Consider the following 13144-nt stretch of genomic DNA (forward strand, 5'->3'; position numbering starts at 1 on the left):
CAAACAACTCGCAGCCCAATTGGTTGTATGAAAAAGAGAAACATCAAACAAAAATTAAATACGGCAGGATTGCCCGGTTCATCCCTGTTTCATGGAACATTTTTTGTACTTTTAAGGGCGGTAAACAAACTCGATTTATGCAATCAAAAATCAAAAAACCACTTTTCTCACGTCTGTTTTTTTACCTATTCATCTGCACAAGTTTCCTTTACAACGGAGGTGTCAATGCACAATCCGATCCGGAAACCAAAGCAAAACAACTTTTTGAGAGTAGAAAGTATGAAGAAGCGCTCCCGGTTTTCGAAGACCTGACCCGCTTGTATCCTTCGGATCCAAATCTGAATTATTACTACGGGGCCTGTTTAATTGAAACCGGTCATTTCGATGCATCGGCGCTCAATGCATTGAAGCTAGCGGGTAGCCAGCAAAAATCGGATTGGTACCTGGCTCAATATTATCATGCAAATGACCAGTGGGCGGAAGCGATGACAGCTTACCAGCAATTCAAAGGCAATGCTTCTTCCAAAGAATTGAACACTGTTTCGTCATTGGATGAAATGATGGCGCTGTGTGCTCAGCAAATCAACCCGTATAAAGTGGCTGACGAAGAAAGCCCCGCAGATACAACCCAAATCATTGAGGAGCCTACTGCAATGCCTGCCGCCGTTTCTACAGAAGTCGCTTTCGTTGAGCCAGAACTACAAAATGAAGAAGCGGCGTATGCTGATACCCTGATCTCGTTCCCGGTAAACGCTCAAATAAGCTATTTAAAGGTCAGCCAATTTAAAACGGATGAAGCGCGTCAGGATTTCCTGGATGCTCGTGCGTTGGAGCAGGAACTGAATGAAAAGCTAAAAACAAGCAAGGAACTTCGCGAACGTTATGAAGCTGCAGACGACCTTGTTAAAATGCAACTGGCTGATTCAATTCTGCAGCTGGAACAAGACAGCTATAAACTGAACCAGGAAATTGCACAGAAAGACCAAAGTGCCAATTTGCGAGAGGCCAGTTACTGGAGCTCAGCAAGTATGAATGAAATTGCCCAATTCAGAGCAACGAACCAGCAACTGCAGGACAGCATCGAATCAGCGAGGCGTGAAGCGCAAATCGAGGCGATGCAACAAGCCGAAATCATTGTCGTAGAAGCAAACGACTCGATCGCTATTGATACCCTTCAGGCGGAAATCGAGCCTGTGGATGAGATTATTTACCGGATCCAAATCGGGGCTTACCGCAATGATCCACCCGATTGGGTTCAGCGTCTGTTTAAAAAGTTGTCGGTTTTGAGGCGTATCGATCAATATACAGATGAACAAGGTGTTACGGTTTACACCGTTGGCGAATTAAAAAGCTATGAAGATGCACAACAAATGCTAAAACAAATTAAATTAGAAGGTGTAAGCACTGCTACCATAGCAGCCTATAAAAACAACGAACGCATTCCCGTAACCGAAGCCAGAAAATTGCAGCAAAATGGACTCTAACGAAAATTATAAAAACAAACCGATACAAGAGGAGGATCTCGACACCAAGCAGGAACGTTCCCTGATTCTGCACAACGACGACTACCACTCCTTCGACTATGTAATTGAAGCCCTGATGCTTATTTGCGAACACGAACAGGAACAAGCCGTGCAATGCACATTATTAACGCACTATAAAGGCAAATGTGACGTCAAGAAAGGAAGTTTTAGTTACCTTAGACCAATGAAGCAAGCCCTGATCGCCAAAGATCTGAAGGCTACGATCGATTAACCTTATTCGAATATGACCGTACTAATCATCCTGTTCCTCATCTTCCTGGGTATCGTCTTACTTTTACTCGAGTTTGCAGTTGTACCCGGAATCACGATCGCTGGTATTGGAGGAGTTCTTCTGCTTGGAGCAAGTATCTATCTTGCTTTTAATACCTATGGAATTATTGCCGGCATCATTACTGCAGCATTCGTACTAATCGCCTCTCCCCTGCTTGTGCTCCGTTTCTTCCGGAGCAGAACCGGCAAGAAAATGGTTTTGGAATCTGAAATTTCAGGTCGTGTTGACCAGATTGATGAGAACGACATTCACCCGGGAGATGAAGGTATTACCGTTGGCCGCCTTGCTCCAACCGGCAAAGTGCGAATCAACAATCACACCATGGAAGGCAAAGCAATCACAGGATTCATTGATCAGCAAGTAGCCATCCGCGTGGTCGAAGTCTTGAAAACGCAAGTTATTGTAGAACCTATAAATTAATCAAAATGGAATATTTTGGAACTTTTGGTCTCATTGTAGGAGTTTTTGTCCTCGTAATTATCATCTTATATTTTATCCCTGTTGGACTGTGGTTCTCTGCGCTTGTTTCAGGCGTTCGAATCTCATTGATTCAACTCTTTTTGATGCGTTTCCGTAAAGTTCCGCCATCAATTATTGTGCGCGCACTAATTGAAGGAACAAAGGCCGGTATCAAGCTGGACCGAGATAAACTGGAAGCACACTACCTGGCCGGTGGTAAAGTGGACATGGTTGTTCACGCGCTCGTTTCTGCCGAAAAAGCAAATATCGATCTTGGCTTCAATATGGCAACTGCCATAGACCTGGCCGGACGCGATGTGTTTGAAGCAGTACAAATGTCGGTAAACCCGAAAGTCATCGATACTCCCCCGGTAGCTGCCGTTGCTAAAGATGGTATTCAGCTTATTGCCAAAGCCCGTGTTACCGTTCGTGCCAACATCAAGCAATTGGTTGGTGGTGCCGGAGAAGAAACCATTCTTGCCCGTGTTGGTGAAGGTATTGTATCGTCAATCGGTTCGTCGCATACGCACAAATCCGTATTGGAGAACCCGGATTCAATCTCCAAATTGGTGTTGAATAAAGGTTTGGACGCCGGTACAGCTTTCGAAATTCTGTCCATCGATATCGCCGACATCGACATCGGTAAAAACATCGGTGCCGGTCTGCAAATCGACCAGGCTGATGCGGATAAAAACATCGCCCAGGCGAAAGCAGAAGAACGTCGCGCGATGGCCGTAGCTTTGGAACAGGAAATGCGTGCAAAAGCACAGGAAGCCCGAGCGAAAGTAATCGAAGCTGAAGCGCAAATCCCGCTGGCTATCTCGGAAGCTTTCAGAAGCGGCAATCTCGGAATTATGGATTATATGAAATACAAAAATATTGACGCTGATACGCAAATGCGCTCGTCAATCGCCGGAGAAGATCAAAATCAGAATCGAGGTAAATCGAAAGAGTAATTTCCCGGTGAAAAGTTCTCTTTTCAAGCTTAATAAACTGATTGTAAATAAACTGAAGCCCTGTCTTTTCTCAGATAGGGCTTTTTTACGAGAAAAGAAAAACAACAAATATGCTGCGCAGCACATTTTTTAACATTGGGTTAACAGTTGTTTGTGTTTTTCAGCATATCTTTGTCGTAGATTTTATTTCATAAGTTTAGGTTTGATTAGTTTTATTGGTTTAGTTAGGTTTGAAAAGGGTAGATAGAGATCTACTCTTTTTTTTTGCTCTAAACTGAAGAAAGCTCCAAAATTCAGGTTCTAAATTCCAACGGAAACACCAAAGTTCAAAACACCAAAAAACACGACTATCACCCTGCTGGCATAAGCATGATCTCAATTGTTACTGCCCCTTGAACTTAGCAAAAAGCACTTCTATTTATTTTTCAGCCTTTCAATCACTTTACAGTCAAAACTCGCACGCTGGTATTCAAAAACATTGACATAAAAAAAGGCCACGAAAACTCGCGACCTCATTTTTATTTGGTAAATATTACTTTTCTATTGATACAGCTTGGCTTCCCAGATTCCGGCTTGACCCTCCAAAATCTTTACCCGTAAATACCGGGCTTTGCCAATTTTTTCAACCTTGTGCGGCGAACGAATGGCAAGTTCTTTTTGCTCTTTCACGCTTTCCCAGTTCTCGCCGTCAACCGACTTTTCGCAAATAAACGCATGTCCCAAAGTTGGGTGGACAAAGAAAAGATCCAGGTGATCCAGCTTTTCGACTTTCCCCAAATCCAACTGCCACCATTTCTCGGTATCATCCGGACGAGCCCACCAGCGGGTGTAATTCGAATTATCGATAGCATCTTGCGGATTAAACTCGTGATGGCGGTATACCGGCTCCACCGGCAAGTTATATTTCAATTGTTTCGGGTCGCCCCATTTACGCGCCTCAACTTCCATCGGCGTTTTAGTCGACGAAGCGGTCGCTACCGCCTTCGATAAGTCCATTGGCTTCTCCGTCTTCACCTTGGCCAAAGCGCCAACACCTTTTCGATCCAATTGGATTGGCTTTAACGTGCCGTCGTCGTTAAACTCCATCTTGTTGCAGTACACCTGGCGCGAGGTACCTCCAATTCCGTATTCGAGATAAACGAAATACCAATCGTCAGTTCCTTTCGGTGAAAACGCAAAACCATGGCCAGGCCCCCAAATCTGTTTCTCCAAATCCGAAGAAATGATCACATCATTCTCAGGAGTCACAAATGGCCCGAGCGGCGATTCTTTGCTCATCAAATAACCATTCTGGTAATCGGCATAACCGCCCATGGTATAGAAATAATAGTAAATTCCTTTTCGCTTAATCATGAAAGGACCTTCCGAATAACCGTTCCATTGCGTAGGAATGTCGATCGTCTCCCCTTCCAGCTTGGTCCAGTCGACACTGAGTTTCGAGGCCTTTTTACGGCGCCAGAAAATATAGCCCTGCCCGTCGTCGTCGATAAACGGACAACCGTCGATATCATCAATCACCATCGAAGGTTTTTCTTCTCCCGTATAGTTTTCTGGGCCATTAATAAATTTGAAAGGTCCTTCTGGCGAATCGGCAACCGCCAATTGGGTCACATGATCAACAGTTACAAAGAGGTAATATTTTCCATCGCGCTCCAACACGCGCCCCGGTGCCCAGTATTTGTGCTCGTGCCAGTCGATTCCGGGGAAGCAAATCCCTTCGAAGCTCCAGTTCACAAAGTCTTTCGATTTCCACACGACCGGATTTCCTGAAAAAGCCAGGTCGGTTTCAATATCTCCGACATCACTGGTGGCATAACAGTAAAACGTATCGCCAAACTGAACGATTGTCGGATCGGCCAGGTTGTCCGGAATAAACGGGTTGAAATCGATTTGCTGAGCGGAAACAAGCTCTGCCGCCACTAGCCAAAACAGTACTAAGAAAATTCTCTTCATGGTTTATTTACAGTTTTTTTGAGTAGAACCGCTAAGATAACGAATCACCGATAAATCATAGCCAATCCGTAATCCAGCAATAAGCTCTGCCAAATTATTTAATCAACCAGCTTCGCTCATTAAAAACGCAGCATGACTATGCCATGCTGCGTTTTATGAATATTTGCAATTCACTATTCCAATTACTTTTTTCGGGTTTCAGCCGGGAAAGCATAACTGCCTTTCCAACCTCCCAAATCGATTAAGATCTGATCCAGCATCACACCCGGATCAACCATCCAAACTTTCAATTGATGTTTTCCAGGCTCTTTAATTGTTTGTTTTGTTGATTTCACGGCGGCATTTTTCAGCACATTCTGTTTCCACTCGCTGCTGCGACCAACGGTTTTGAAATCGATAATCACGGGCTCTGCATCGTCAATTGCCACAGCGCAACGCACACTTGCTCCCTCATAAAACGGATGAGTCGGAACAGCCTGAATACGAACATCTGTTTCTCCGGCATTGAACGTATAAAAATCATACGCCAACATCGGGCTTTGCGCTTTGATTTCGGCCGGATTTGTTACGGGTTTAGCATTAAATGGCAAAGCCACTACAACACTACCGCTGTATCCTAAACCACCAAACAGTTCCCATTCTGCTCCTTCACCGACTGTTCGCGATGAGGCATTTTCAGCATTGATCGACACATAGCCATTGCCCTCAACAAAACCTTCAAAATCTTCCAATTCCTTGAACTTCGGATTGTAGGCTGAAACACCGATCGTTATTGTTGTATCCTTTGAACTGAATTCAATCGCTCCATTCACTTTATAGGCAGGTGGTATCAATTGGTAATCGTGACCAAGCGGTGGCTCTATCGTATTTTCACCTTGCGGCACCAGGTTCCAGTCAATGCTTACCCACAAACGTTGCTCCTGCTCTCCGTCCGCTGCAGTCAATTTTCCATGATCTGCAGATAGACGGATCCAGTCTTGCTTCGGTTCAGCTTTCCACGCGACCTCTCCTTCCCCTTTCAGAAACACATCCACAAAAGCCGAATCCTTCAGGTAGGCGTTCAATACCGGCAGCACATCGGCATAGTTGTTTTCGATTTGCTTGTTAGCCTCCATTTCATAACCTTCCAAGGCTAGCCCAAGGCCGGCCTCTCCATCCGTTGCCGGTAGCGCATATGAAGGTTTCGAGAATACCGGCAAGTTACGGGGCGACATGCTCATCATTTGTTTCCACTTGCCGTTTTGAAGTCTATTGTTGAAGTAATCGGTTTCACTTTTAATCTGCTCATAAGCAGCTTTCGACCGGTCAGCAAACTCTTTGGCACTGGCTCTTCCCTGACGTGCAGCCAATTCATTTTTGTAATGATACAGCCATTTTTGATTCATCAGCGAAGCGCCTGTTACCGGATAATATACCAGTTCATAAAAAGCGTCCTGCATGCCCATCGGAATTTCAGCCTTTAGCTTTTCAACCTGCGAGGAGAGAGCTTCCCAAGCATCCAGCCGCATCGTTAACTCGTCGCTGTACAATATCTGATTCAACTCGGTTGCTCCCGGCTTTGTGGTTGGTTCGGTTTGGCTCCAGGCCATAAACTCCGGACGACGCATAAAACACAAGTGATAGTAATCCATCATCAGTTTCGTCATCTCAGGCGCCTTCTCAGCTCCAAACAAGAAACTCAACCAGTCTTCCATGTGTAATTGAACATCCATTGTCCCGGCAAACCTATCAATATCCCAGGCCATATCCATAAACAACTCAATGTTGTATTCCAAGGGTTTAATATCTCCACAGTTCAAAATCCACATATCGTGACAGTTGAACTGGTATGCTTTAAACATCTCTTCCCAGATCAGCATCGGGTTGGTCGAGCTCAGCCACAGGTAGTCGTGCGGGCGTCCCCAGTACGAGGCGTGGTAATAAATTCCACCGCCGCCCGGACGCTTTTGTTCTTCAGGTGTGCTCAACTGACGGATGTACCCGTAATTGTCATCGGTCCACATTAGCGTCACATCCTCCGGAACCTTCAAGCCATTCTGATAATAATCGAGTACTTCTTTGTACGGGATAAAAGCTTGCGGCAGCGATTCCGGCTCCTTTCCGGTTTCCTTTTGCATAATTGCACGCTGATCGGCGATCACCTTTTCCAGTAGTTTAATCTGATCTTCCTTGGTCAGATCCTTGGCATTCATGGGCGAATCGTGCTCACCACGCATGCCAATGGTATAAATACTTTCGAAGTTTGACGTTGCTTTGGTACGGGCCTCAAACAAATCTCGAATCGTCTCAGCATTGTTGTCATAGCGCCACTCACCCATGGAGTTATGATCCCACTCGGCATTTATATTACAAAGCATCGGCTCACAATGCGAAGTTCCTACTACAATCGCATAATCGTTGGCGGTTTGCGCATTGCCTTCAATGGTGTAGAAAGCTTTGGTACAACCATGCATGGCTGGCCAAACGGTGTTTGCGCGAAGACGCAGCATCAGTTCGAAGATTTTGGCGTAGGTTTTCGGGCCAATGTCGCCGGTTTCCGGTTCAAAAGTTTTAGCAGCCCAGGGTTGAAGCCCCCAATCTTCGTCATTTAAAAATAAACCACGGTATTTCACCGAAGGCGATCCGTAGGTTTTTGTTTCGATATCGAGGCTTATTTCCTTCCGTTTGGCGGGTTGAACATCGGCCCACCATTCCCAGGCGGAGACGCCCATCTTATGCGACAACTCCAATATCCCATAGGCCGTTGCCCGACGATCGCTCCCGACAATGATCAAGGCTTTTTTGACGCCGGGGAATGGTTTCGTGAGCACTTGTTGTGACCAGCTTTCCCATTTGCCATCGATGGCGGAAACATCTATTTTTTTATCAGCAATCAACTGATCGATGAGCGCGTTTTTGCCAATCGTCCCGGCAATGATCAGCTCCGAAGCAGCCTCCGGAAGTTTATGAATGATCTGGGGTTGTTGATCCGTGATATTCTTCACATCGCCTGCGTACAATTCAGCAGCTATTGAAACGACTTTCGCCTCATCGGCCGAGATCAAAATGGGTGTAGCGCTTTTGTTTTGTGAAATTGGAAAGGTATTCATCTCCCCCTTCTTCTGGGCATTTACCTGCAATTGTGTAAACAGGCAACCAATTAGAAAAAGGGAACTTAAAAATGTTGTTTTCATGTTGAATAGTTTCTTGGTAATTGTAGAGTAATTGAAAAGCCTGAAAATACACAAACTTTCATCGTGACCGAAATGGATTCTCCCGAAATGGTTTTAAAAACTAGATTTTGATGTAGATCTTTCTTCTGTTCAGCCACCAGCCAAGCGCCCAACAGAGCAAAACGTAGGCAATAGCGGTTACCAGCGAACCAAAAGATCCGGGAAAGGCGCGTTGAAAAACGGCCTCGCTCACCCACTCAAATGCATCCAGATTCCGGATAACCGGGATCATCCGCAGAACCACATAAAACAGTTCTGAAAAGAGGTATATGAAGAGTGGATTTTTGCCAAAGACGTCAAAAAAATTGACTCCAACCCGAATGCTCTTCATTTCAATCCAATAAATCAGCACCGCCATAATCGAAAGATCCAATCCGACGGTATACAATACAAAGGAACTTGTCCACAGCTTCTTAGAGATTGGGAAAACCAAATCCCACCAAAGTGCCAGCGAGCACATGAGGAAGCCAGTCATCAACAGCATCGCGAGTCCCTCAAACGACTTTCCTTTTTTCTGGATGAAAACACCAGCCAAGTAACCCCACAGTACGTTGACAATTGACGGTAGCGTACTCAGCACACCTTCCGGGTCGAAGGGAATGGCATCTTTTTTATAAATATGCCCGATTCCCAGGATTGACAGGTCGAAGCGACTGCCAGCATTGGTCGCCATGTCCAACCAAGCCCCGGGTTCGCCGAATGCGTACAAAATCCCCCAGTAAGCTAATAAGATTACTGCCGAAATAGTAATCGCTGCTCGCTCCGACAAGTATAAAACAATGATGGATGCGAAGAAATAACAGAGGGCGATCCGCTGCAATACGCCCATAATCCGGGTTTCAGCAATCGGTTTCCAAAGGAACGATCCATCAGTGCCGAACTTGAAAAACGGGAACCAATACATCAGGTAGCCTAACAGGAAAATAATGACTGTTCGTTTGATGATCTTCGTCCAAACCTCGCCTGTCGACATGCTTTTCATCTTTTTCATCGAAAAGCTCATCGCGTTTCCTACGGCAAATAAAAAGGACGGGAACACCAGGTCGGCCAGTGTAAAGCCGAGCCATTTTGTGTGGATGAGAAAAGCATAATTGCTGGCGCCGGTTCCGGGTGTGTTCACCAAGATCATCAATACAATGGTGAGCCCCCGAAAAACATCGAGCGACAGAAAACGCCCCGCGGAATATTTGGCTGCATCTTCCATTATCAATAGTTGTAGTTAATTACCGGCAAAGTTTGCGTCATCGGTGCAATCCGATCGCGGTATTTTTGGTAGAACTCCATGGCAACTTCCGTTGAGCTACCTTTTGCTTCTTGTGGGAATTCCTTTTGCGTTGTCACCCAATTCCATTCCCATTGCCTGATTTCTGCATCGAAAGCCTCCTGATCAAAGTTGCCCCAATGCTTGCTCACTTCCGTGAAAAATTGCTCCCACCGTGGCTTATAAAAATCAGTTAGCAGGCCGCTCCACTGGCGGTTACTGTATTCGTGCAAGCGATTGTCAGCTCCGCCCCAAAGGGTAATCAAATCCCGGGCATTCTGCTCGTACAGGGCTTTTTCTTCCGGTGTTGTTCCCCAGCTGCGCGCGTCGGCAATCCAGGGCCCCAACAGGAAATCCTTTCGGGTAGCCAGCAAACGATCCAAATCATCAATAAGCTCCAAAAACTCACGCCTGTATTGGCCGAATTTCTCTTTGTCATTGTTCTTGTAAGCGGCTGTTATCTGTTGCTGAAGCGGCAGCGCGTAATTCGCCAACACCTGTCGGGTCACATCGACCAAATCATATTGGAAACCGTCAGATGTGCCAAAGTCTGAACTCGCCTGAACAAACAAATCCCAGGCTGACAAAAGATCCACCGGAGCATAATTTAGTTTGGTGCGTGCCCAACGTCGATAGCCCTCAAAGGTTGGACGGGAAACAATGATTGACTCGGCTCCATCACGGATCACCTGCCCGTTGTATACGGTTTGCACTAAAATATCCCAGGCTTTTTCGATATCGGCATTCGTACTGCCATAGCGGTTTCGGATGTATTTCTGCAACCACTCCTTCAAATCAATTGGAGTATCGCGCCAGGTATTGTCGGTCATCAACTCGTAAAGAACGGGCGTTTGCTCAACCGCTTCCATCGTCAAACCGATTCCTTTTAGCTGGCCTGAAGTTGAATCCTTCAGCGCTTCTGCAGGATGTTCGGCCACATTCTCAATCCGTCCAAACAGGCTGATATTACCACCGAAATTATGCAACATACACCAAATCCATTCTTTGCCGTAGAAGGCCTCGGTGCGTTTCCAAACCGGTTCAATTTCAGCAGCCAGGTCCAGAATAATCATCCGGTCGTTGGGAACAGCGCCCAACAAGCCTTGAATTTGCGGGGCTTTCCAGAAATCGCGGTGACTGTAGAACAACCAGCCTTGCATTACCCAAACCGCATCGGGATCGGCCGACTTCATTCCTTCAAAAACCTTGGCACTTAATTCCGACAGGTATTGCGGATCGTCCGAAGGAGGTTCATTCTCATTAAAGGTATCGGCTGAATACAAATGATCGGTCCCGTAAATTTCTTGTTGAACTTCCAGGAATTTCTTGCCGATTTCGGCAAACAACGGATCATCGGCATCCAAAATGTAGGTATCGTCAAAATCGTTGCCCCAGTTCGTCTGTTTCAAGTTCGCATCAGGAAAATATTTTTTGAAGGAAGCCGGAACATGCCCGGTGAACGCTGGTAAAACGGACTTCATTCCCAACTCGCGTTCGCGCTGTAAGATCTTTTTCTGCAACTCGCGGTGGCTGTCTTTCCAGCTTTTGGGCAACTGTCCTCCCCAGCCATCGAGGTTGCCCATCCAAAACCAACCAAAATAGGCAGGTCCGCTGAAAAACGGATCCAGATCATCGTCGGTAAACCCGTACGAACGGTACACTTCATCCCAAATCGACTCTTCTCCCGTAATGGCCAGCGGCATGTTGATGCCATGCAACGCCATCCAGTCAATTTCCTTCTCCCAGCGCTCCCAATCCCACCAACTCATGGTGTAGTTGAAGGTGCAGTAATTCAAATAATAGCGATATTCGTAAGGACTGTCTTTGTGTACTTTTTCTGGAATAACCGGCAATGTTTCCGGTAAATTCAAATTCGTGCCGTTCCAGGTAATCTGACAATGACAATATTCCGTCAGGTAAAAATACAAAGCCGAAGCAACTGAAACTCCGTTGTTTCCTCGAAGCACGATTTTGCCCCCTTTCGATTCCAACTCAAACCAGTCGGTAGAGTCGGAAGCAAGAATCTCAACTTCAAATTCATTGGCCCGACCCGGAATAATGCGTTGGATCAACTCTCGCTCGGGACTGGATTCGTTTACCTCCGCCTTCTGCGTTTGGCACCCAACATACAAAAGGGCGACTACTCCAATTAATAAAATCTTTCTTAAGCTTTCACGCATGTTTTTAAGATTATATGGTGTGAAATCAGAAGTTTGCAACGCCGCTTGGCCGTACTTTCAAGATGTTGAGATTTACATCAAAATTCAGGCTGTCGACACACAACTGACGCAAAACATAGGCTGAATCCTGCGGGAAAATCCGGTGATACAACATGTAATCCTGATTGCCCTCGCGAAATACAGAATGGTGACCGGGGCCGTATGTTGTGCTATCGGCTGAAGTCTCCAAAATGGGGCTGTTGACGCCCGTTTCAAATGGTCCCAAAGGCAAATTTCCAACAGCATAGCCGACTTTGTAAGTCGCATCAATGGCTTTTCCCGACGAATACATCAGGTAATATTTTCCGAAGCGTTTAATCATATAAGGCGCTTCAAAATAGTCCGGTGGCGTAACGTCAATCGGTTCCTCCCGAAAAGTTATCATATCGGGATTCAGCTTTGCCGCCATACAAATACCATTGATCCAATGAAAGCCTGATCCCCAGTAGAGATAGGCCTGACCATCGTCGTCGATAAAGCAATCTGCATCGATGTTGTGCACTTTGGGAAAATCTGCGGCAGCCACCAACGGAGAGTCATCTTCTTTGGCATTCTTCCAGGGTCCCAGCGGAGAATCACTCACACCCGCCCAAATTTCGCTACCAACCGAAACGTACATGTAGTATTTGCCATTGGCCGCTTTTCGGACAGAAGGCGCCCAAACCATCGAACTATTGGAACTCGGACTTGTACAAGCCGTCTTCGTTGGCCAGTTTAAATGATGCCGATCGAAAGTCAGAAAGTCTTTGGTTGAAAAAACGGCCAGTTCATCGCCGCCCCAGGGATCGATTGTCGCATAAATATAAAAGGTATCTCCATCCTTGATGACGCAGGGATCAGCAAAATAGCCATCGATAATTGGATTGGTGATTAACTGCGGCTGTTCGGAATTTTGCTTTTTTGGCGATCCTGTACAAGCAGTCAATCCGATTGCCACAAACAGAAATAAAATGTGTGCTCTTATCTTTTTCATAAATATTGGTTTTATCGTCAGTTTCATGGTTATTTCGAATGGGAATTTGAGCGAACAAGTTCCTCGTTGCAGAGATAAATCTTCCGACTAATATTCCCTGCCATTAAAGCTGTTCTACTTTGTCGATAGTTCACAATCATTCAAATGGCTGGAAAAACAAGGATTAAAACTTGTGCGCAATACGCGCCAACTGTGCAAAGTCATAATAGCCCTTCATTTCTATAACGACACATCAATTACGAAGAAATCTGCCCTAGAACAAGTCCTTATTTCTGACGTTGTCATTCCAGCACTTA

General features: G+C 45.7%; 9 protein-coding genes. 4 read left to right on the top strand and 5 right to left on the bottom strand.

All coding sequences use genetic code 11. The features are described 5' to 3' along the window. Positions 1-137: 137 nt before the first annotated feature. The 4 genes from BC643_RS05610 to floA are packed head-to-tail and all read left to right on the top strand — an operon-like array spanning position 138 to position 3230. Entirely contained in the window at positions 138-1484 is a 1347-nt protein-coding gene (locus BC643_RS05610; protein ID WP_120272162.1) for an SPOR domain-containing protein, read from the top strand. Further along, positions 1474-1755: an ATP-dependent Clp protease adaptor ClpS gene (locus tag BC643_RS05615; RefSeq protein ID WP_120272163.1), complete on the top strand. Its 282-nt coding sequence runs from the start codon at positions 1474-1476 to the stop codon at positions 1753-1755. The genes BC643_RS05610 and BC643_RS05615 overlap by 11 nt, the downstream gene beginning before the upstream one ends. 12 nt (positions 1756-1767) lie before the next feature. Beyond that, the gene (locus BC643_RS05620) at positions 1768-2235 is read left to right on the top strand and encodes an NfeD family protein (protein WP_120272164.1); all 468 of its coding nucleotides are present in this window, start codon (positions 1768-1770) and stop codon (positions 2233-2235) included. Between the two features lie 5 nt (positions 2236-2240). Further along, positions 2241-3230, top strand: a complete 990-nt coding sequence (floA, locus tag BC643_RS05625; protein WP_120272165.1) for a flotillin-like protein FloA — start codon at positions 2241-2243, stop codon at positions 3228-3230. 540 nt (positions 3231-3770) lie between these two features. Here the strand turns inward: floA and BC643_RS05630 are convergent. The 5 genes from BC643_RS05630 to BC643_RS05650 all read right to left on the bottom strand — a co-directional run bounded on the left by BC643_RS05630 (position 3771) and on the right by BC643_RS05650 (position 12848). Further along, positions 3771-5183, bottom strand: coding sequence for a family 43 glycosylhydrolase (locus tag BC643_RS05630; RefSeq protein WP_120272166.1), 1413 nt, complete (start codon positions 5181-5183; stop codon positions 3771-3773). 182 nt (positions 5184-5365) lie between these two features. Further along, positions 5366-8356 carry a glycosyl hydrolase 115 family protein gene (locus tag BC643_RS05635; protein WP_120272167.1) on the bottom strand — a complete coding sequence of 997 codons (2991 nt, stop codon included), beginning with the start codon at positions 8354-8356 and terminating at the stop codon, positions 5366-5368. A 100-nt stretch (positions 8357-8456) separates the two neighbouring features. After that, complete coding sequence (locus BC643_RS05640) at positions 8457-9599, bottom strand: acyltransferase family protein (protein WP_120272168.1); 1143 nt, start codon at positions 9597-9599, stop codon at positions 8457-8459. A 2-nt stretch (positions 9600-9601) separates the two neighbouring features. After that, positions 9602-11836 (bottom strand): alpha-N-acetylglucosaminidase, encoded by a 2235-nt coding sequence (locus BC643_RS05645; protein WP_120272169.1) that lies wholly within the window; start codon positions 11834-11836, stop codon positions 9602-9604. Between the two features lie 25 nt (positions 11837-11861). Next, a complete protein-coding gene (locus tag BC643_RS05650; protein WP_120274163.1) occupies positions 11862-12848 on the bottom strand; it encodes a family 43 glycosylhydrolase in 987 nt (328 codons plus the stop codon). Positions 12849-13144 lie beyond the last annotated feature (296 nt).

The organism is Mangrovibacterium diazotrophicum, from assembly GCF_003610535.1.
GTDB lineage: Bacteria > Bacteroidota > Bacteroidia > Bacteroidales > Prolixibacteraceae > Mangrovibacterium > Mangrovibacterium diazotrophicum.